This window comes from Odoribacter sp. AF15-53 (assembly GCF_003479425.1).
Lineage (GTDB): Bacteria > Bacteroidota > Bacteroidia > Bacteroidales > Marinifilaceae > Butyricimonas.
Genome location: NZ_QUHC01000014.1, coordinates 1 through 22,794, shown reverse-complemented (window position 1 = coordinate 22,794; position 22,794 = coordinate 1). Strand labels below are relative to the sequence as shown.

Sequence of the window (22,794 nt, the reverse complement as noted above, 5' to 3'; positions counted from 1 at the left end):
AGGTTTATAAAGTTCATAAAGTATGATTTACACACGAACACCTTATAAACCTTACAAACTTTACAAACATTATAAACTTTACAAACTTTACAAACGGACTATGAACATAGATACAATTAAAATATTTCAATCCTTAAAGACCCCCTTCTATTACTACGATACGACTCTCTTACGAGCAACCCTCCAAGCAGCCTCCCAAGCCGCAGGACAGCATGGATTTCATTTACATTACGCAATCAAGGCAAACGCCAATCCAAAAATTCTCGACATTATCCAGAGTTACGGGATCGGGGCCGATTGCGTGAGTGGCAATGAAGTTGCCCGTGCCTCGACATGCGGTTTTCCGGCAGACCGAATTGTTTACGCCGGAGTCGGAAAAAGTGACGAAGAGATTCGAATCGCTCTTGAAAAAGAGATTTTTTGCTTCAACTGTGAATCATTACCAGAAATCGAAGTGATCAACACGATCGCCGGATCACTCGGCAAAAAGGCCGCTATCGCCCTGCGTATCAACCCGAACGTGGATGCACACACGCATCATTACATCACCACGGGCATCGAGGAAAACAAATTCGGTTTTTATCTCTATGACCTCGATCGAGCTATCGCGGCCTGCAAAGAACTGGAACACATCCAACTGATCGGGCTACATTTCCATATCGGTTCCCAGATTACCGATTTGACCGTTTTCCGCGGCCTCTGCCTGAGGGTTAACGAGATTCAAACTCGCCTGAAAGAACACGGTGTTATTCTTCCTCACATCAACTTCGGCGGGGGGCTGGGGATTAATTACGACTGTCCGACTTGCGGATTAATACCCGACTTCGCCTCCTATTTCCAAATCTTCGAGGATTTATTCGAAGTCCTGCCGGGGCAACAATTACATTTCGAACTGGGTCGATCACTTGTCGGCCAATGCGGTTCCCTAATCTCCAGGGTATTATACGTGAAGGAAGGAAAGCACAAGAAATTCGTGATCCTGGACGCAGGCATGAACGACTTGTTGCGCCCGGCTCTCTATCAGGCATTCCACCGGATAGAGAACCTAACCTCCGTGGGTACACATGAAAAATATGACATCGTGGGACCGATCTGTGAATCATCCGATTGCTTCGGCAAAGACCGTGAGTTACCAGCAACCAACCGGGGAGACCTGATAGCCATCCGCTCCTGTGGTGCTTACGGGGAAGTCATGGCTTCACAATACAATCTCCGCAATCTTCCGGGCAACTATTTCTCGGAATCGGTTTTATGAGAAACAACTACCCCCCCGGCTCCCCCCTACACAGGGGGAGAGCTAATTACCAAACGGTTTCCCCGCCCGTGTAAGGAGGGACAGAAGGGGTAGTTCAAACAACGACTCCCCTTCAATAATCTCATAAACAGATAGATAAAAAAAATCACAAACTCACTTCCACTCCCACAAAAATATATAAAGAGTAGCCGTGCTAGATTTCCACCCGTGATCAGGATAAGATAAGGCCGTGTTCAGGCACTTTTGAATAAACATCCCGAATATAAAAAAAAGACAAAGCCAGGTCAACTCGTTCGTGACTCGGCTTTGTCTCGTCTTTGTCTCGTCTTTAATCCACGAATTCAACCTGCAATCATCCCAAATACGATTTCATTTTACCACAAGATTTTGATGCTACCGCAAGTTGTTCACACTTTTTAAAATTATTTCTGTGGATTCTTTTTATCTCCCGGTTTGGCAATAGATTCGCGCATATTGGTATCCGCTTCTATATTCTTCATTTTATAGTAATCCATGATTCCCAAATTACCGTTCCGGAAAGCCTCTGCCATAGCACGAGGAACATCTGCTTCCGCCTCGATCACTTTAGCACGCATCTCTTGGGCAAGAGCTTTCATCTCATGTTCGGTTGCAACTGCCATAGCACGCCGTTCTTCCGCCTTGGCCTGCGCAATCTTCAGATCAGCCTCGGCTTGGTCGGTTTGCAATTCGGCCCCGATGTTCTTACCGATGTCAATATCCGCGATATCAATAGATAGAATCTCAAAAGCGGTACCGGAATCCAATCCCTTGTTCAACACTACCTTCGAAATAGAATCCGGATTCTCCAAAACCTCCTTGTGAGAACCGGCCGAGCCAATAGAAGACACGATACCTTCACCTACACGAGCCAGAATTGTTTCCTCCCCGGCGCCTCCCACTAGTTGACGGATATTAGCTCGCACTGTAACACGAGCTTTTGCTATCAACTGGATACCATCCTTTGCCACGGCAGCAACGGGAGGCGTGTTAATCACTTTAGGGTTCACGCTCATCTGAACAGCCTCGAATACATCACGTCCTGCCAAATCTACGGCAGTAGCAATTTGAAACGTCAGATCAATATTCGCCTTGGAAGCCGATACCAACGCATGCACCACTTGGGCAACGTGCCCTCCGGCCAAGTAATGTGCTTCCAACAAATCACGATACAATTCCAACCCCGCTTTCTTCCCCTCGATCATAGCACGCACGATGATAGTAGGAGGTACTTTTCTCCAGCGCATTAAAACTAATTGCAATAACGATACTTTCACATCAGACACCAATGCCTGAAACCACAAGCCGATCGGAATAAAGTAGAGGATTATCCATAGCAAGAAGAGACCTCCTGCAATTACCGCTACCAAGAAAACTAAACTACTATCCATCTTCTATTCTGTTTTTAATTTAACAATTATCTTATTTTTAAACACCTTCAATACAATTACTTCCCGGTTCTCGTCGATGAATCCCGAACGAGACTCCGCCTCCGCAACATGATCTCCCACCCGGACTTTTCCCATCGGAGCCAAACGCCCTTGCGTCATCCCGATATCACCTTCCCGAATGGACTCGTCAACACCTTCCACCGTACTATCAATCTGGCTATTCAATTGCATACGCTTCCACGTTTTCGATCGCAACGCGTAATAAGTCACCCCGAAACCACTGACAGCCGTACCCAACAAGGTAAAATGCCCTACGGTGGTCCCCATCGTCGAGTAAGCGATATAAATGGCACCTCCCACACAAGCAAAACCTAAGATTCCGGCAACATTAACTCCCGGGAAAACAAGAAATTCAAGAATTAACAGTGTAAAACCTATTAATATCAGCATGATCAAAACAAGCCACTCCATATACAACATTTTTTATTTGCTAAAGGTACATTTTTTTATTTAAAACAGTATAATTACAGTACAAAATTTAGAATCCATCACCTTTATCCTAATTTTCAACATTCGATTTTCAATTCTCAATTATTATCTTTTACTTTGTATCCAATTTTTCATTACCCATGTCGGCAATGAGTTAAGTATATAAAAGAGAGGACGCATGAAATACACTGAATTGGATGATAATGAAGAATTCTACCGCAAGATAGAATATTATAACAAGGCAAGAACTGAAAAATTAAGCTATCATTATAAAGAAATTCTCAAGTTACTGGGAGAAGACCCGGAGAGAGAAGGACTGTTGAAAACTCCTTACCGCGTTGCCAAAGCCATGCAGTTTATGACAAACGGTTACTCGGAGAACCCCGAAGAAATACTACGCTCCGCCCTGTTCAAAGAAGACTATCGCCAGATGGTTATCGTCAAGGATATTGAAATATATTCATTGTGCGAGCACCACATGCTCCCGTTTATCGGACGGGCTCACGTGGCTTATATCCCGAACGGATACATCACCGGGCTTAGCAAGATCGCCCGCGTGGTCGAGGCTTTCGCCAGGAGACTCCAAGTGCAGGAGAGACTGACAAACGACATAAAGAATTGTATACAAAATACGCTCAATCCCCTCGGTGTAGCCGTGGTTATTGAAGCTCAGCACATGTGCATGATGATGCGGGGCGTGCAAAAACAAAATTCGGTAACAACGACTTCCGATTTTAGCGGGGCATTCGAAAAACTCGCTACTCGTGAAGAGTTTATCCGACTAATTAGTAACAAATTTCATTAAGAAATAAACATGACGAGTATGAAAAAAGCATTTGTTTTCCCGGGCCAAGGAGCCCAATTCGTAGGCATGGGTAAGGATTTGTACGAGAATTCCCCCGAAGCAAAAGAACTGTTTGAAAAAGCAAATGAGATTCTGGGATTCCGTATCACAGACCTGATGTTCGAAGGTACTGACGAAGATTTAAAACAAACAAAGGTTACCCAACCGGCGATATTCCTTCACTCGGTAATTCTTGCCAAATCGTTAAACGAGAAGCCGGACATGGTTGCCGGACACTCTTTAGGTGAATTTTCAGCATTGGTTGCCAACGGGACGCTTTCTTTCGAGGACGGCTTACGTTTAGTTCACGCCAGAGCTCTCGCCATGCAAAAAGCATGTGAGGCAAATCCCTCAACCATGGCAGCGATCCTAGGATTACCCGATGAAACGGTTGAAAATATTCTAGCTGACATCAACGACGTTGTTGTTACCGCAAACTATAATTGCCCGGGACAAATTGTTATTTCCGGAACAATGCAGGGTATCGCTACCGCTTGCGAAAAACTAAAAGCTGCTGGAGCCAAACGTGCTCTCCCGTTAAAAGTTGGAGGTGCATTCCACTCCCCGCTCATGGAACCCGCCCGTAAGGAATTGGCTGATGCGATCATGAACACTCATTTTTCCAAACCATCCTGCCCGGTTTACCAGAACGTGAACGCTCAACCGGTATCTGATCCGGAAGAAATCAAAAAGAATCTTATTGATCAGTTGACAGCTTCCGTACGTTGGACTCAAACCGTACAAAACATGCTGTCCGACGGTGCTTCTTCTTTCCTGGAAATCGGTCCCGGAAGCGTACTTCAAGGCTTAATTAAAAAAGTAAGCACGGAAGTTGAAACCACCGGATTGCAATAGTATTTACCTTTGACAAACGTTACAAATTTGCAGGTTACAAGCTTATTTTCTCGTGTTAATTAACTTGTAACCTGCAGGACCGAAGGTTCAACCTGTAACTTGTAACAATTTTAAAGCCTCCCAATAGGAGGCTTTAAAATTTTATTATATCTTTGAACAAAGATAATTCAAGATAAAATCGGGATATGCCAAACAACAAAAATAAAAAGCACCGTACGATTCAATACGTGTTTAAAATCAGTACGATCATCATTATCTGCGGCCTTATCGTATTATTACTCCCTAAAATTGAAGGGTTTAAATATTCCTACCAGAAAGGCATGCCATGGAAATACGAAACCTTAATCGCCCCGCTGGATTTTCCCTTGCATAAAAGTTCGGAAGAAATAACCGCTGACATCGAGAAAATCAGGGATGAACAAGCTCCCATTTTTAACTTCAAAGAAACAAATATTGAAGGACAGATAAGTAAATTTTCAGAGAAACTTAATCCCTATCGCACTCATTCTAACGAGCGGGAAATGGATCGTATCGTGAATAAACTACGAGAAATTTATTCCAAAGGGATCCTTTTGATGCCAGAAAAGCTCGACGTCAACAAGGTCAAAAATATCCTGGTAGTGAAAGATAATATCGCTATTGACGAGAAATTTTCAAACGTGTTTACCTTAAAACAGGCGTACGAGACACTGGTAAAATACATCAAGGATTTACAGCTTCCCAAGGCCACCGAAGAAGGGATTCTCAGCATGGGATTAAACAATTATATCAACCCAAACCTGGAATATGATGCCGTCAAAACCGGGCTCGCTATCGAAACCAACATAAAAAGTATCACCCCAACGCAAGGAATGGTCAACCGGGGAGATATCATCATATCTAAAAATGATCTGGTAACACCTGAAAAATACAAGGTCCTCGAATCTTTTCGTATCGAACATGAACAGAGTCTGGGATCAACCATTGACCGGATCAGAATCACGGTTGCACAAACCGTGTTGACCCTGATCGCAATTATGAGTTTTTCCATATTTCTTTATGTTTCAAGAAAAAGGTTATTCTACAACAACAAGGACTTCTTTTTCTTGTACAGCATGTTTTTACTGACAATTGCCCTGGGTAGCATCAGTTACTTCCAGCATATCAACATCCTGACGATCCCCGTCTTGTTTTTCCCGATTATCGTGAATATTCTATTCGGGACAAGGCCGGCACTCTATCTTTTACTGGGCACGACCATGTTGATATCCTATTACGCCCCCAACAATTACATGTATTTTTTCATGCAGATATCCGCCGGAATCGTTGCCATGTTCAGCCTGTCACACTTGCAACGCAGATCACAGCTTTTCATCGCACTCGGATTGGTATTCTTGACCTACATACTGGTATACGGGGCATTCACGCTGATACAAGAAGGGACTTTCGAGCCCAAACATCTTCTGGCCATCTTGCTCCTCATGATAAACACCGTACTTTTAAGCCTGATTTACCCGGCCCTCTACCTAGTGGAACGTCTCTTCGGGTACACGTCGGAGATCAGCTTGCTGGAATATTCTAACCCAAATCACCCGGCATTACGCAACCTGACTAAAAAAGCCCCGGGCACTTTCCAACATTCGCTTATGGTGGCCAACTTGGCCGAAGAAGCCATTTACCATATCGGGGGAAGTCCTCTTCTTGCGCGCACGGGAGCATTATACCACGATATCGGCAAATCATACAACCCGATCATGTTTATCGAAAATCAAACAGGAGGGTTAAACCCGCATAGCTCACTGGATTTCGATGAAAGCGCACAAATCATCATCGGGCATGTAACCCAAGGATTAGAGTTAGCCAATAAATACAAACTACCAGAAGCTCTTAAAGATTTTATCCGCACACATCACGGAAAGAGTAAAGTGAAATATTTTTACTACTCGTTCAAAAATAAATACCCGGATAAAGAAATTAATGAAGCTTTATTTACCTATCCCGGTCCCGATCCGGTAAGAAAGGAATGCGCCGTAGTCATGATGGCTGACGGGGTAGAGGCCGCTTCCAGAGCCTTGGAAATCAAAGATGAGGAAAATTTGACAAAACTCGTGAACGACTTGATTAACGGACTCCTCAACGAAGGAAGATTCGCCAACGCGGATTTAACGTTCAAAGATATTTCCACGGTGAAACGCGTGTTCTCGGAAATGTTGATAAACGTGTACCATGCCCGCATCGCGTACCCGAAATTACAAACCAAGTCATAAACTTCAATATACCTAAACATGACACAACGACCAGTAACAATCAAGGACATTGCAGAGAAACTAAATATATCCGTGTCAACAGTTTCCCGCGCGTTGAAAGACAACCATGAGATTAGTGCACAAACCCGCAAAACCGTACAAGACCTCGCGAAACAACTCGGCTACAAACCGAATCCCATAGCCGTGGCCTTAAAAACACACAAGAGCCACTCGATCGGGGTTATTGTTCCACAGATCGTGAGTACTTTTTTCGCCACGGTTGTGAAAACGATTGAGGAAGTCGCTGACAACTACGGTTACAACGTTTTGGTCATTTCATCTAATGAAAGTTTCCAGAAAGAACAGAAAAGCGTTGATGTACTTATGGCAAACCGGGCAGATGGCATTATTCTCGCGTTATCACACGAGACAAAAAATTACGATCACATTAAAATGATCCAGGACTCAGGAATCCCGGTAGTATTGTTTGACCGTACCACCAATGAAGTCAACGCTTCGAGAGTTGTAACAGACGGGGTAACCGCCGCTTTTCAAGCCGTTCAGCATCTCGTGTCCGAAGGATGCAAGAAGATAACCTTATTGTGCGGGCCTGAAAACATCGCGATCGGGGGCAATCGCATGGAAGGTTATAAAAAAGCCATGGAAGCCAATCACCTTCCGGTAAATTCCAATTCTATTTACCATTGTACCGATTTCACGGTAAACGCGGGAAAAGAAGCAACCCTTCGTTTACTTTCTCTCGGTGAGAGACCGGATGCCATATTCGGCCTCACGGATGACTTGGCGATCGGGGCAATCGAGGCCATTAAAGAAAAAGGACTCAATATACCCGAAGAAATTGCCGTGGTAGGTTTCTCCAACACGAAGCGTTCCCGTTACATGAATCCCACGGTTAGTTCTATCAACCAGTTCCCTGAAAAAATCGGGAAAGCGGCCGCCGAACTTCTGTTTGAACAAATCACGAACAGCAAGCACGCCCAGATAAAAAAAGAAATCATTAATTGCGAATTGATCATCCGGGAATCCTCGGATAAACATCATAAATACGAGAATTGCTAACATAATTGATAAAATCTTAACATTATAGATTAAAACCTTGTTAATTACTCGGTTAAAGATTATTAAAGCCAAAAATCAATAGTTTGAATAACTATTTTTGTAAAAACTAATAACAGTGCCCATGGATGTAATTGTGGAAAATCTGACGAAATCTTTCGAGAATCAAAAAGCCGTGGATTCCATTTCTTTTAAAGCTAAAAGAGGTGAGATTCTAGGCTTCTTGGGACCGAACGGTGCGGGTAAAACAACCACGATGAAAATTATGGCAGGGCTTCTGTCTCCTGATTTCGGAAACATTACATTCGACGATTATTCTTTATGGAAACAGTCCAGTAAAATCAAAAGATTTATCGGCTACCTGCCAGAACACAATCCCTTGTACAATGAAATGAATGTCATTGATTTCTTATTTTTTATTTCAAAACTCCAAAATATTCCCAAATACAAGGTCACTTCACGGGTACTCGACATGATTCGTTTGTGCGGACTGGATAACGAAAAACACAAAGCTATTGGCGAGTTGTCCAAAGGTTATCGCCAACGTGTTGGAATAGCCCAGGCACTCATCCACGATCCCGAAGTCGTGATTCTGGATGAACCCACGACCGGACTCGACCCGAACCAAATCTTCGGAATTCGCAAAATTATCAAGGAAATCGGGCAAGAAAAAACGGTTATTTTAAGTTCTCACATTCTCTCGGAAATTGAAACGACTTGTGATCAGGTAATGATCATGAGCAATGGAAGAATCGTTGCCAACGGCACGACATCAGAACTCCGGCGGAAATCGGATGCCGAATTTTGCCTGAAAGTCGCGATCAAAGGAGACGAGACGCCCGTGATTTACGAAGCCTTGTGCACCTTACCCGATATCCTGCATATCGAAATCATGCACAAACAGGATTTCGAATTGCAATATAATCCAGGCGTGGAGATTGAAAAATCCATTTTTAATCTTTGCAAGGAACATGACTGGTATATCAGCGAGTTAACCCCCGTTCAAACCAGACTAGAAGACATATTTCGTAAAGTTACACAAAATAATTAACTCATGGATGTAGTAAAAGTTATTATAGAAAAGGAGTTAAAGGTTACATTCAATTCATTATTGATATATATCGCTTATGTAGCCTTTTTTTGCGTAACAGGATTTACTTGCTGGTTTTCCGGGAAAAATGTATTTTATAGCGGGCAAGCCTCTTTAAGTTACTTGTTTAGCGTGTTTTACTGGACCCTTTTCTTCCTGATCCCAGCCCTCACGATGAAAAGTATCTCGGAAGAACGGAAAGATGGTATCTTCGAACTTCTATTCTCAAAACCGATAAAAACGTGGCAACTTATCGCGGGAAAATACTTCGCAATTCTTATACAAATTGCAATATGCCTGGCATTAACATTCCCCTATTACATCACGATAGCGTCACTAGGACACGTGGACCACGCTGTCGGATTCTGCGGTTACCTGGGATTACTTCTAGTCAGCGGGTGTTATATCAGCATCGGGATGTTCGCTTCTTCCCTTACGTCCAACACGATCGTTGCCTTTTTCGTTACGTTTGCCCTCCTGATCTGGTTCCAATTCTTGTTTGAATTCATCGCCGAACTCTGGGGTGCGGGTTTTATGGCAGCTTTATTTACATATCTATCCATGGGTGAACATTTTGATGCTATCTCCAGGGGAATTATTGACACGAAAGATTTGGTATATTTCATTACTTTGACAACTATATTCTTATCGTTAACAAGACATTATATCAGTAAAAACCGGTTTTAATACAATACCTGAGTGATGAAAAAGAAATTCACATATAACCCGACTTACTTGATCTTATCACTGATAGCGGTAAATATTATCTCCTGTTTTCTTTTTATCAGGATTGACCTCACGGGCAACAAAAAATATTCATTAAGTCCCGTGAGTAAAACCATCATTAAAAAAATCGACAAAGACATTTCGGTCACCCTATTCATGTCCGAGGGCCTTGCCCCTGATAAAGTGAAATTAGGACGAGAATTCAAACACCTGTTGAAAGAATATAAAACACTCAGCAGTAAGTCATTCTCGATTAATACAGTCATTCCAAACAATGAAGAGAAAGAAGCACTTGCAATACAATACGGGATAAACCCGATCGCACAAGAATTTACTGAAAGAAATATCGTAAAAATCCAAAACGTGTACTTCGGGGCAGTCATCCAAATTGATAATAAAAAGGAAGCGATCAACATATTTCCCAACACGGCATTGGAATACGAAGTTACCCGCCGGTTAAAAGAAGCATGTGACACCACGAAACCAACCATCGGTTTCCTACTAGGACATCATGAAATATCCCGCAAAAAGATGCAACAAATTACAGGCGAGTTATCTCATAGTGCCAACATAGAATCGCTGTACATCGACCAGTTTACCGATCTGAACGAGTATAAAGTTATTTGCCTCGTTGGACCGAAAGAACCATTCAGCCAAGAGGAAATCATCCGTTTGAATCAATACCTGGAACAAGGCGGAAGACTTTATATCGCACTTAACCATGCCGTCGGACAAATGAGCTTCAACCAGAATAACGGTTTTATCAACCGGGTCGGAATAGAAGACATGCTGGAGGATTTCGGGTTGAAAATCAATTACGACTTTGTCGTGGACAGTGATTGCGGACGTATCCGGGTAACACAAGATCAAGGATTCGTTCAATTCCAAACAGATATCCCTTTTCCGTATATCCCGATTATTCGAAATTTTAGTTCACACGTGATTACCAAAGGATTAAATGCAATTTCATTACAATTTGCCAGCAGTATCACGAACGTGAAAACGACATCTGCTTACACGTACACGCCACTAGCTAAATCATCGTCGGTTTCGGGAATCCAAAACGTGCCCGTATTCTTCAATATAAACAAGACGTGGACACCTAAACACGATTTCAATCGCCCGAACAACACGGTAGCCGCCTTGCTTAGTAACGAGGATAATAACAGCGCTATCGTGGTCATCACGGACGCCGATTTCATGGAAGACAGATCATTTGATTCGTTCTTCCTGAGCAATACCAATTTTGCCGTAAATTCTATCGAATGGCTCGCAGATGATTCCGGATTGATAAAACTCAGAAATAAATATATTGTCAATCAGACCCTAGAGGTTGTGAGCGACTCGTACCGAAGATTTTTAAAATACTCGAACTTCTTCTTGCCCATATTGTTGGTCCTATTGATTGGTTTGTATCAGTACCGGCAGTACAAGATGAAAAGGTTGAGACGTTCTCAACCAGGTTGCATCGATTAGGTGAATTTATTCACCTAATCGTTTTATTTTCTGATACAAAGATTCACTGACTTCACACAAAGGTGATCTTAACTTCTGGCTGGCAATAACTCCTTTAGCGTGCAATGCAGCTTTTACTCCGGCAGGATTTCCCTCTTCAAACAATGCTTTAAACATCTCTCCCAACTGCAAATGAATTCGTCTGGCTTCCCCGTACTCGCCTTCCAAGGCTAAATGTACCATGGTCGAAAATTCATTCGGCATCACGTTAGCAATCACGGAAATGACACCACTACTACCAATTGAAACCAACGGCAAGGCGATTCCATCATCCCCTGACAAGAAAATAAAATTCTCTGGCATCCCGGCAATGATAGCAGTTGCCTGCTCGAAATTTCCGGAAGCCTCCTTAATAGCGATAATATTCTCAAAATCACGGGCCAGCTTCAATGTAATTGCTGCCGTCATATTCACGGAGGTACGTCCCGGCACGTTATACAAAATTACGGGAAGTGGCGTACGCTCCGCTATCGCCCTAAAATGATTATACAACCCTTGCTGGGAAGGCTTGTTATAATACGGGGTTACACTCAATATCGCATCTCCCTGCCGCAAATAAGATAAGGTGGCAAGATCTTCAATCACTTGAGCCGTATTATTTCCACCAACCCCTAACACGATCGGTAAACGTCCGGCATTCTCTTCGGCAATCACGTTCACGACAAAAGCCCTCTCCTCTGCTGTCATTGTCGCGGCTTCGGAAGTCGTTCCCAAAGCCACCAAGTAATCGACACCCCCATCAATCACGTAATTCACCAAATTTCGTAGAGAATTCTCGTCTATACGTCCCGTTTCGTCAAACGGAGTCACCAGAGCAACCCCTACTCCCGAAAACTTTTTCATTTCAATACGTATTTATCTTAGTTAATAATTTCAACAAACACCTGATAAAATCATCGACATCCCGGATCGGTTCAAAATCAACATCATGTTCCGCACCGTACCGATTAAAACCAATTTTACAAGCAGATTTAGCATTCTTCACGATATAATCACCTAAAACATCCGGCTTCAACGACAAGTCTATAAATAAATCGTCCTTTTTATCCAACATCTCCTGCACTTTCAGATCATTAAATTTCCCCTTGTAAGAAATACCCGAACTTTCCAGATAAAGTGCTTCTGGAATTCGCTCCGGATTCAATTTCGGTCGCCGGATAAAAGCAAGCAGACTTACCTCCATATATTTAGACAACGCTTCACGAATCTTGCTCACGGAAGACACCGGAACATCATCCGCAACCCAGAATAACAAACATTTCTTTGCCGTCTCTAAATTATGGAACGCCAAAATCCGCTCATCCTTCACCGCCATACCCTTTATATGGCTTTTTTTCAATTCTTCGGCAATATATTTAAACATACAAATTAATCAACACTTTAGAATATTCATAAACTCGTAAGCTGAAGTGTCAAAGACACAACCTATAACAGAACAGGAAATAAGCGTTTTTACACTTATTTTCTGTTCATACTCACAAATGTAGTAATAAAAACTATACACGCTCCATTTTGTTATTTTTCAAACATAAAAAAAAGTATTTGAAAAAATATCACGAACTCTTGCAGAAAAAGAGAACATTCCCTATCTTTGCAACGCAAATCAAGAAGGACTCGTAGCTTAATGGATAGAGCACTTGGTTACGGCCCAAGAGGTTGTGGGTTCGACTCCCGCCGAGTTCACGAAAATCCCCCGAAAGATACTTTCGGGGGATTTTTCTTTAGTCAAACAATTGATCCAAATCTTTCTTTAATTCCGGATCTGAAGGTTGTTTCGCTTTACTCCACAAAATTTGCCCTTTTTTATCCAAAAGAACAAATCGAGGTACTGCCATAAAACCATTTTCTCTCAAAAAAGGCGATAAAATAGGAGTTACCCAATGAATTCCGTTCATCTTCTTCTGTTTCAGAAAATTCTTCCATAACAGGACATTATTCTCAACACAAATAGAGATAAAACGTATTGGCCGATCCTTATATTCCCGGGACAATTCTTCAAAATAAGGCATTTGCCGCAAACAAGGGACACAACTCATAGACCATATTTCCAAAAAGATATAATTCCCTTTCAAATCTCCGAATTTCCACTCTCTATCCAATGTATCCCGGAATACATACAGACTCATATCCTTCACGCGTTGGATCGAATCTCGCTTCATCATAGCCTGTACATTCACCGTCAAGAATATAAATGAAAAAAACGCCAGTAAATATTTGTATGCTCTCATTTTCTATTATTTTTCCAAAAAACTTTTATCGGCCGATCTGCAATCCCTTCATACTTTTTCAACAATTTCAACTCATTGGTAACCGGATCAAGTGCATCCGCATCATAAACATACACGCAGCCTTTTAATCCACTTAACCCCGGGTCATAAACACCTACATATAATTCTTTCCCATTCTGAGAAAAATCAAAACAAGTAATTTCGCAATTACTCCCCGTCGTAACTACGGGAGTCTTGGGTAACTTCGGTTCCGCATTCCAATTATACCAACGATACAATTTATTCCCGTTCGTGTAAAATATCGAATTATAAGTATCATTACTCTGCATCAAAGATTCTCGGGTAAGTGTTATTTCATCTGCCAAATAAGTATACTGCCAGGAACTCACCAACGGCCCCCTGTTACTTGCATATCCCCGGGTAATAATAATCTCCTTCGGATTACTTTTAGAGCGACTTACCAAACATGACATCATATCCTTATCCATCACGACATTAATCAATTCTTCTTCGGGAAACTCTTGCTGACTCGCATAATATGAATACAAATCATAAAAATAATAAAGTGTCGATCTCTCGTAATTCAAGAAAAAGTGATAACTTCTCATTTTTGACACACTCGTTGACGGAGGAATTGGGGCTCCTGTTATTTTCACGTACATTTTATCCATCTTAGGATTCCCTTCAAAGAACTCTCCTTCGTAAAAAGCAATATCCGATTTATAATTCACTGTTGCAAATCCCCCATCCTCCGACAACACGACATAATTCGTAATCGAACGGTCCTTACTGCAAATACCGATCGGCTTCACCCACGGGAAATCCGTCTTAAAATCCGTCACGTTATATAACTCAAAAGTCTGTGCATTCATCCGGTAAACTAACTTGTCTCCCCTCGAAGCAATAAATATATCCGGTCCTATTTTCTCTGCATCAGTCGGATCATTTAATGCATACTCCGGATTAACAGAAACAAATGCAGAAGTATAAAAAGATTCTTCCTTACCAGCTTCAACCTCTTCCCGACTTAAAGGACGCATAAAAGACACACGTCCTTTTTTATTTTCATCGGAACTCAACACAAAAATTCCCTGATCAAAAGCCGCTTTAACAAACAATGCAAAATATTTAAATGTACTACCATGCTCATTCGTTACTTTCAGTCGTAACTGGTATTCTCCCAACTTTTTAAATGAATGTCTCAATATCCGCTCATTAGACAAGAACTTCAATGAATCTTTGACTATCCCGCCTATTGAAGTTTTCGTGTAACCGTGATAGCTCCATTCGTAACTCAACTCCATATCTTCCATCGTCTGCTCAATCTCTGGCTCGTAAACCAATTCAAAACCAAAATCAAGATTAATCGTGTCTGAGGGAGCGTGAATAGAAATCTCCGATATTGACTTAACCGGTAATGTAGAATCGTCATCAATACATGCATGAAATAAGATGACCGCACACAAACTAATAAACCATATATTTTTCATCATAATCATTCATATTAATTGTTTTACCAACTGCAATTAAAGCAAAGTTGACGGATCAGGAATATCAACTTTCGGATGCGGATAGGCTTGATAATATTCATAAGCCGGCGTAATCACGTATTTAATAAACGCTATTTCCTGTTGATAGGGAAAACTATATGCCTTTTCCAAATTACGCCCGTATTCCTCCACAATCCGTTCAAACAACAAAGGGTGAGTCGTTTCTAAATCCCAGTAATAATTATAAACATCCATCATCAACATCTGGGAATATGGACCAAAATGTCTTTCACTCCACCATCTCGGACGCGGCAATTCCGTATCAGAAAACTCAAGCTTACATTCACTCTCCATTACTAATCGAAAATCATCATTCTCAACCAACCTCATTTTAATCACAAAAGGTCGCTGTGTTATTTCCGGATCAAGATAACGATGCAATACAAAAGAAATTTTACCGACAACCCCCTCTGCCGGGATTACAAAACTTTTGGATAACTCGTAATGTAATCCTTCTTTTGCCGTTGTCTCATCAGCAACCAACTCTACCTCAAATACTCGGTCATGGTCCTTAGGAGTTCCCAATACTCTCACCGTTATATCATAAACAAAATCTTCTCCCTTTTGCATACCAAATTGATAATTCAAAGAATCTGATGTAAAATAAATACCATCCTTTAACTCTACATCATAAGCCATATAGTCTGTGCTACATGAATATAATCCCGTCATGCACATCAACACAATCACAAACTTTATATAATTCTGTGCTAATACTTTCATCGCTTTCATTTTTATTGTTCATCGGCTTCCGTATACCTATACTCAAATTCTTCATCAGGAATAATAAACGTGTACAACTCATCCGTCCCTTGTAAAGTCGTTTTCAATGCATCCACGTAAATATTCATATTATCCCGCTTCAACGTGTAAAAATACTGACCTTCCTGTACAAACTCTTTACGACGTTCTTTTACGATATCTTCAAGTGTCACTTGGGGAGATCCCGGTCGATCCTTGTATTTAAATAATCCCCGAGACACGATAAAAGTATCAAAATATTTTTGAGCCTCGTCCGGATCACTCTCCAATAATGCCTCTGCTGCAATTAAATACATTTCAGGAATCCGAATCATATTAATCCCTTCAATCCTTTTGGAAGTATATGCGCCCGGATCACTTATTTTCGTCTCATTCACAATTTTCATACACCGCACAATCCTGTCCGACTCATCTTCCCCGATCAAAATACGAAACCAATCATTCCCACGCATATCATTCCCATCCTCTTGGGCCACAGAATAAAGAGCCGTATTATCATCAGCCGGTAACCAAGTGAATGTCATATCATACGTGTAAAAATTCTTTTTTATATTATCCAATATCTGAGTTGTATAAACACCCCAAATAGCCTCCTTTTCCGTTATCGTCCCGGCCACAAAACTCCGTATATTCAATTTATCCTCCAATGGAAATTTACCTGAATCAATCACCTTTCTGGCATATATTAAAGCATTTTCCAAATCACCTTTCATCCAATAAACTCTTGCCAAAAGAGCCTGTGCGGCATACAAATTAAAATGAATCTCCCGACAGGTGGCGAAGCCGTCATTTAGCACAAATTTTCTGGGGTAAACAAGCAATGTCTCATCCTCTTGCAATAATAATTCTGCCTCCTTTAAATCCTTTATTACCAAATCATAAACTTCTGATACGGTTCTGAAAGGAGACACCGCAACCTCGTAAATCGTCACGTAAGGAATCCCTTGTGCATTGGGCTTTGACCCCACATGAGGAGCAAACAGACGCAATAGATCAAAGTGCAAATTAGCCCGCAAACCTAACGCTTCCCCTTTATAAAGTTTATAATAGTGCATCGAATTTTCACTCTTTCGTTCCAAATTACGCAATACATTATTCACATAACCGATAGACTCGTATCCCTTATTCCATATTGAATTATAATAACTCCTCAACTTCTCATGCTCTAAGATCAACATCGACTTCACATTATCATTGATCGAACTTTTCTTATAATACTGGGCAAAAACATCCAATAACCCCCAACTTAAATATTCACCATACAGTGCAGAAGCACTTAAGGTCGAATACGCCCCGTACAATGCATCTTCAAATCCTTCCGGAGTATCAAAATACACGTGTTCCACGATCTCAGCCTTTGGCTTGACACTCAAAAAGTCATCACAAGCCGCCAAAAAGCACAGGAATAAAAATAATATACAATATTTTCTCATGATAAATGATGATTAAAAAGTTGGACTAATCGTAAAATTGTACCCTTTACTATAAGGATAAGCCGTACCTCGCTCATACTTCACGGTTGATATTCTTAGCACATCCGAAAATCCAACCCCGATACTTAATTTATTCAACCCAATTTTCTTCACCCATTCCCGTTTAAATTCATACGAGAAATTCAACGAAGAAAGAAAGACCTCATTTTTCCGTTCTATAAATCGTTCAGAATGAACGTAACTCTTTGCATCCGTAAGTGCGGTATAATGAACAACATCACCCGGATTTTTCCATCTCTCGGTAAAAGCACGTACATCCACATTTTCCTGAGGATTAATCCGCTCCACTTTACTAGCCCGGGTTGTATTATAAATATCTCCACCGAAGGTAAACGTCATTGCCGCCGAAATACTAAATCCCTTATATCCTAATGACGTGGTTAAAGCTCCCTCCAGAGAAGGAACAGTATTTCCCAAAGCCACTTTATCCTTTACGTCATAGGAGAACGTGTATGAACCATCCTTTTTAATAAAAATCTCCTGCCCTGTCGCGGGATCTATTCCCAATGAAGGCACGGCATAAATTGCCGTTGATGATTCACCCTCCTCCAACTGCACTTTAGGCGCGGCAACCCCAGTCTCCTGCATTGCACTGTCATTCTGACGTTTCATAGAATTACTGATTTTTTTCAATTTATTCTCTGTATGATGCCCGGAAAGTCCCATACGCCAATATAATTGATTAGATTTTATCAATAAACCCGATAATGACCACTCATATCCCCAGTTTCCTGTCTCACCCAAATTATCCATCACGTTTGTCACTCCCATAGAAGGAGGCGTTGAAATCGAAAGCAACAAATCCTTCGTGTCCTCTTTGTAAATATCAAAATTAGCACTTAACCGTCCCTCCCACATTTCCAATGTTGCCCCTACATTATATTTTACCGTTGTCTGCCATTTCAAACGATCATTCCCCATGGCAATCGGTAAAGCTCCCATACTAATTAGATAATTATTATCCTGTTTATACCGATAAGTCGTGATCGCCTGGTAATCGGAAAAATTCACACTACCGGTATATCCCACACTACCTCGAATCCTAAAAATATTAAACCACCCCAAGTCAGACAAAAACGATTCATTGTGTGCATTCCACCCTATCCCAACAGACCAAAAAGGAGCAAATCTTCGATCTTTTCCAAATTTCGAAGAACCGGAAACACGGTAAGCTCCATCTACAAAATAACGATTCAGGAAAATTATATTTAAATTACCATATACACCAACAGAAGAACTCAAGGATTCACTCCCACTCGGATGCCCATTGGTCGGGTAACTATTGGCAAAAGCCATATCTGTCAAATTTCCTTTCAAAAAACCAATCCCGGAAAAACTATTATTACTACTATTACTCCTATTAGCATTAGCACCCACATTCAATGTCAATATAGAACCGTTATCACTCAAATTTTTACTGTATGTTAACCCAACACGTGCCTGCCAGCTTTTCCCTCTCATGTTGGAGATATAATAACTTCCCCGTTTACCCGGATCTGTTTCCGTCTCGAAGGAACTATGATCGGGTGACACGAATTTATCTGATTGCGAATCTGATAACGAGTAACTGAAAGCTCCTGTCAAATAAAAACCTTTCCAGATATCCCAACGTAATGTCAGATTATTCGTGATCGTCTTACTCTCCGATTTATCAAAACTACTTGTCGTGGCATCATATAACGGATTCCTGAAATCATAAGAAAGAATCTTATTCCACTCTCCATAAGCATTAAATGGAGTATCATAAGGATTAATTTTCACAAATTCTGAAAAACTGCCATAAGGCGAAGCTTTCGTATCAGTCTTGTTAATATCAGCACGATAGGTAATCGTAAGGCGATCCACCAATCGGTAAGAAAAATAAAAAGACAAACCATAATTATTCCGGTAATCCCCTTTCATTACTCCTCGTTTATCTGAAAAATTAGCCGTTACCCCATAATCCATTCCCGCACCTCGTCCTGTCATACTCAACGAATGGCTAAAAGAAGTCGAGTTTCTCAAAGGCTTTGCCATCCAATCCGTATCAGCTCCTTTTTTTATACGCTTAAATTTTTCATTATAACTTTCATCCAGACTACCATCAGCCGTGTTATATAAACCTGCCAAACGCTCCAATTCCAACTTTTGAATCGCATTACAATAATCATAAGAATCAACATCTGGAAACTCAAAACCGGGAACAAAATTATAACGAACCCGAATGTTTTTATCCGTAACTTTTTTCCGCTCTATAACAATAACCCCATTAGCTGCCTTTTCTCCATATATTGAAGTAGCTGAAGCATCTTTCAAAACATCCACCCGCTCAATCTCATAAATGTCCAAATCGTACAACTGCGTAATAGAAATTTCCACACCATCCAGAATAATTAATGGAGTATTCAACCCGTATTCTCCCTGACTAGCAATAGAGGTCGTACCTCGAATAATAATTTCCGGAATATAATTCGGATTCGATCCCATTTCATTATTTTCTACAAGTCGCAAACCGGGAGAAAGCACAGAAATTGCCTTCAATAAATTTGTATTGGACACGGCCAATATATCTTCCCCTTTCATCGTTGTCACCGATCCGGTATAACTATTTCTATTTTGGGTAAACATTCCATTCACAATTACTTCATCCATCTCCGTCACTTCCTCTTCCAATGTCACCGAAAGAAATTTTCCTCGTGTAAAAGCCACCCGTTTGGTTTTAAACCCGATAAAACTAAAAACCAAATGACCTTTATCCAATTTCAAGATTAATTCAAACTCACCATCCACATTAGAAGAACAGCCAAAACTCGTACTATCCACTCGAATCGTCACACCAGGAAGCGGTTTCCCATGAATATCCACAACTTTCCCTTTAATTACATTCTCCTGCTCTTGTTCTACTCCTATCTTTTTTAAAGGACGAATCACAATAGTCTTCTCGATAAATTCATAGGAATACTTCCCTTTAAGAATCTCTTTTAACACTCCTTCAACATCCATTTTTTTAGAAGACAAATGAATCTTCTGCTGCGTATCCAATTCCTCGTTACTATAAAAAATATCATACTGTAATTGTTTTCTAATCGTTGCAAAGACCTCTTCCAAAGTCATTGCATCACGTGAAAACATTACCGTTTCCCGTTGTCCGAAAGTCACGGCACTAACCTGGAACAGGCCCAGAAAAAGAAAAAAAGTAATCAATTTCATAAGAAACAACCATTTTTTTATTTTACCCAACGGGCAAAAAAATTTCTTGTAATCATTTTTTTTCATACATTTGATCATTGAAGTTTGTAATTGTCTTTAACTGCCATACCCATGAATAGTTAAAGACGTTATCAATCAATCGGGATAGGAGTCGCAACCTCTTATCCCTTTTTTATTTTACTCACAGTTATATTCTTTCCAGAAATTTCAAAATGAATATCTGTCGTTTTCTCCAAGAATTGTAAAACCTCGTTCAAAGGCCGATGTTTATTAATTGTTCCGGAAAAACGCATCTGTTTGATCTCCTCGTCCTGATAATTCATCGTGAAATCATACCAACGCTCCAATTTCCTGACAATCTCCTCGAAAGTATAAGCACTAAAATAGAATTTTCCATCTACCCACGAAGTATACAATTCTGTATCAACCTCCCTCAACACGCCTTTTCCCGTTTGCCGGTCCACCGAATACAGCTCTGCCGGCTTCATAACAACCTTACTGTCATCAGCCACCACTTGCACTCGTCCACTAACTAAAGTAGTTTGCCAAGTAATATCTTCCTTGTAAGCTGAAACGTTAAAACTCGTCCCCAACACGGTAACCTCTCCTCCTTCCACGTGTACATGAAATGGGGCTAAAACATCCTTCGCCACTTCAAAATAAGCCTCTCCACTCAGGTAAACGTCCCTCCTGTCTTTCATAAAACAAACCGGGAAACGTATTGATGTCTCCGAATTCAACCACACCCTGGAACCATCAGGCAATTGCAACGAGTACTCACCACCTTTGGGAATATACAAAGTATTATAAGACATTTTACTCGAATCCTCCGCAACAAAGGATCCGTCATATCTTAATTCTCCATTTTTATCATCATTCACGAACTTCATTCCGGAAATTTCCACTTCATGTACATTCATGTCCGAATCCAGAATCACACTCTTCCCGTTAGCCAATATTAATTCTGCTTTCCGGGTTCCCGACGCAATAGAATCTGTCTCGGCTATTACAGAATAATCATTCTTACCCCCTTGATTCATCCACAACACAGCACAACATATTACCACAGTCAACACCGCCGCATATTTGAACACCCAAGTTACCAACTTCCGGGTATTTCGTTGCTTTGTTCTGGATACAACATTCGACCAGGCCTGTCTCATATCATACGTTTGTTTTTTTCCCGGTTTACAAGCTCTCCTAACCAGAAACAACGTTTTCATCAACTCTTTCACCTGCTCGTCGGAATAATCAGGCTCTTCTGTTTCCTGTCGTCTTTCCTTATCCCATAATAAAGAAATCTTCTCCCATATATCCTCTGAAAATCGAAACTTCATCTCCGTATTACTTTAAATTTTCTCTAAAGGCAACCGGAAATCAAAAAAGGGTGAGTCAAAAATAATTTTTTTTATAAAATTTATTCTCTAGCATCTTGATTACTCTCCAGAGAATAGACTTTATAGGCCACAAAAAATAAAAAAGAAGGAGATGTAGTAACCCCTACATACTCTCGAATAGTACGATAAGCCTTTAATACATGCGATTTGACTGTATTAATAGATATATGAAGTTCCTCCGCTATTTCCTTATATTTCTTTCCATCTAAACTGCTCATCATAAATACGGTACGACATTGTAACGGTAAAATTTTGAGAGCCTGACGAATTTTTTCCAACTGAACAGCTTCCTCCTCCGAATATTCTTCTTGGGACAAATCTTCTAAAAATTCAACCAACAAACGGCCATGACTACGTTCCACCGCTCTATGTTTCAAAATATTCAAAGCCCTATGTTTTACAGAAGTAAACAAATAAGACCTCACAGAAGTATCTACAACAATCGCATCTCGATTATTCCATACGTATACGAATACATCCTGCACGGCATCCTCAACCTCACTCACATCATCCAAATAAGTCAAGGCGTAATTACACAATACCTGATAATACTTCTGGAACAAATCACCAAAAGCATCCTGGTCTCCTTGTACAACTGCCGTAAATATTCTTTTATCAACTTCTATTTCACACACGTTATCTGCCATTGCACAAATATAAAACAAAACAATTGAAAATTGAAAGTTGAAA

19 protein-coding genes and 1 tRNA gene are annotated in these 22,794 nt (G+C 40.8%); 9 read left to right on the top strand and 11 right to left on the bottom strand.

What is annotated here, in order from left to right; genetic code table 11:
* The first annotated feature begins 100 nt into the window (after nucleotides 1–100).
* On the top strand, nucleotides 101–1,255 hold the full coding sequence (lysA, locus tag DWW52_RS18560) for a diaminopimelate decarboxylase (RefSeq protein ID WP_118717246.1): 1,155 nt from the start codon (nucleotides 101–103) through the stop codon (nucleotides 1,253–1,255).
* A 422-nt stretch (nucleotides 1,256–1,677) separates the two neighbouring features.
* Here lysA and floA read toward each other — a convergent pair whose 3' ends face one another.
* Nucleotides 1,678–2,664, bottom strand: coding sequence for a flotillin-like protein FloA (floA, locus tag DWW52_RS18555; protein ID WP_118717178.1), 987 nt, complete (start codon nucleotides 2,662–2,664; stop codon nucleotides 1,678–1,680).
* A 3-nt stretch (nucleotides 2,665–2,667) separates the two neighbouring features.
* Nucleotides 2,668–3,135, bottom strand: coding sequence for a hypothetical protein (locus tag DWW52_RS18550; protein ID WP_118717244.1), 468 nt, complete (start codon nucleotides 3,133–3,135; stop codon nucleotides 2,668–2,670).
* 196 nt (nucleotides 3,136–3,331) lie between these two features.
* On the opposite strand from DWW52_RS18550, the gene folE reads away from it, so the two are divergent.
* From folE to DWW52_RS18515, 7 genes are all read left to right on the top strand, one after another.
* Complete coding sequence (folE, locus tag DWW52_RS18545; RefSeq protein WP_118717176.1) at nucleotides 3,332–3,958, top strand: GTP cyclohydrolase I FolE; 627 nt, start codon at nucleotides 3,332–3,334, stop codon at nucleotides 3,956–3,958.
* Between the two features lie 18 nt (nucleotides 3,959–3,976).
* Nucleotides 3,977–4,852, top strand: a complete 876-nt coding sequence (fabD, locus tag DWW52_RS18540) for an ACP S-malonyltransferase (RefSeq protein ID WP_118717242.1) — start codon at nucleotides 3,977–3,979, stop codon at nucleotides 4,850–4,852.
* Nucleotides 4,853–5,037: 185 nt separating this feature from the next.
* Nucleotides 5,038–7,098 (top strand): HD family phosphohydrolase, encoded by a 2,061-nt coding sequence (locus DWW52_RS18535; RefSeq protein ID WP_233556983.1) that lies wholly within the window; start codon nucleotides 5,038–5,040, stop codon nucleotides 7,096–7,098.
* Nucleotides 7,099–7,116: 18 nt separating this feature from the next.
* Complete coding sequence (locus DWW52_RS18530) at nucleotides 7,117–8,157, top strand: LacI family DNA-binding transcriptional regulator (RefSeq protein ID WP_118717174.1); 1,041 nt, start codon at nucleotides 7,117–7,119, stop codon at nucleotides 8,155–8,157.
* Between the two features lie 121 nt (nucleotides 8,158–8,278).
* A complete protein-coding gene (locus DWW52_RS18525; RefSeq protein ID WP_118717172.1) occupies nucleotides 8,279–9,205 on the top strand; it encodes an ATP-binding cassette domain-containing protein in 927 nt (308 codons plus the stop codon).
* Nucleotides 9,206–9,208: 3 nt separating this feature from the next.
* Complete coding sequence (locus tag DWW52_RS18520; protein ID WP_118717170.1) at nucleotides 9,209–9,931, top strand: ABC transporter permease subunit; 723 nt, start codon at nucleotides 9,209–9,211, stop codon at nucleotides 9,929–9,931.
* Between the two features lie 15 nt (nucleotides 9,932–9,946).
* Nucleotides 9,947–11,446, top strand: coding sequence for a GldG family protein (locus DWW52_RS18515; RefSeq protein ID WP_118717168.1), 1,500 nt, complete (start codon nucleotides 9,947–9,949; stop codon nucleotides 11,444–11,446).
* Between the two features lie 6 nt (nucleotides 11,447–11,452).
* Here the strand turns inward: DWW52_RS18515 and dapA are convergent, their stop codons facing one another.
* Nucleotides 11,453–12,328, bottom strand: coding sequence for a 4-hydroxy-tetrahydrodipicolinate synthase (gene dapA / locus DWW52_RS18510; protein ID WP_118717166.1), 876 nt, complete (start codon nucleotides 12,326–12,328; stop codon nucleotides 11,453–11,455).
* Nucleotide 12,329: 1 nt separating this feature from the next.
* The gene (locus DWW52_RS18505; protein WP_118717164.1) at nucleotides 12,330–12,848 is read right to left on the bottom strand and encodes a hypothetical protein; all 519 of its coding nucleotides are present in this window, start codon (nucleotides 12,846–12,848) and stop codon (nucleotides 12,330–12,332) included.
* 247 nt (nucleotides 12,849–13,095) lie between these two features.
* Here DWW52_RS18505 and DWW52_RS18500 point away from each other — a divergent pair.
* Nucleotides 13,096–13,168: transfer RNA gene (locus tag DWW52_RS18500), tRNA-Arg, on the top strand.
* Nucleotides 13,169–13,206: 38 nt separating this feature from the next.
* On the opposite strand, the gene DWW52_RS18495 is transcribed toward DWW52_RS18500, so the two are convergent.
* From DWW52_RS18495 to DWW52_RS18465, 7 genes are all read right to left on the bottom strand, one after another.
* Nucleotides 13,207–13,713: a TlpA disulfide reductase family protein gene (locus DWW52_RS18495; protein WP_118717162.1), complete on the bottom strand. Its 507-nt coding sequence runs from the start codon at nucleotides 13,711–13,713 to the stop codon at nucleotides 13,207–13,209.
* On the bottom strand, nucleotides 13,710–15,206 hold the full coding sequence (locus DWW52_RS18490) for a hypothetical protein (RefSeq protein ID WP_148315407.1): 1,497 nt from the start codon (nucleotides 15,204–15,206) through the stop codon (nucleotides 13,710–13,712). The genes DWW52_RS18495 and DWW52_RS18490 overlap by 4 nt, the downstream gene beginning before the upstream one ends.
* A gap of 33 nt (nucleotides 15,207–15,239) precedes the next feature.
* The gene (locus DWW52_RS18485; RefSeq protein ID WP_158582666.1) at nucleotides 15,240–15,986 is read right to left on the bottom strand and encodes a DUF4843 domain-containing protein; all 747 of its coding nucleotides are present in this window, start codon (nucleotides 15,984–15,986) and stop codon (nucleotides 15,240–15,242) included.
* Between the two features lie 11 nt (nucleotides 15,987–15,997).
* Nucleotides 15,998–17,458 (bottom strand): RagB/SusD family nutrient uptake outer membrane protein, encoded by a 1,461-nt coding sequence (locus tag DWW52_RS18480; RefSeq protein WP_118717156.1) that lies wholly within the window; start codon nucleotides 17,456–17,458, stop codon nucleotides 15,998–16,000.
* A gap of 12 nt (nucleotides 17,459–17,470) precedes the next feature.
* Nucleotides 17,471–20,773, bottom strand: coding sequence for a SusC/RagA family TonB-linked outer membrane protein (locus tag DWW52_RS18475; RefSeq protein WP_158582665.1), 3,303 nt, complete (start codon nucleotides 20,771–20,773; stop codon nucleotides 17,471–17,473).
* Nucleotides 20,774–20,868: 95 nt separating this feature from the next.
* Nucleotides 20,869–22,044: a FecR family protein gene (locus DWW52_RS18470; protein WP_118717152.1), complete on the bottom strand. Its 1,176-nt coding sequence runs from the start codon at nucleotides 22,042–22,044 to the stop codon at nucleotides 20,869–20,871.
* Between the two features lie 80 nt (nucleotides 22,045–22,124).
* A partial coding sequence (locus DWW52_RS18465) for an RNA polymerase sigma-70 factor (protein ID WP_233556982.1) occupies nucleotides 22,125–22,794 on the bottom strand: 670 nt, incomplete at its 5' end.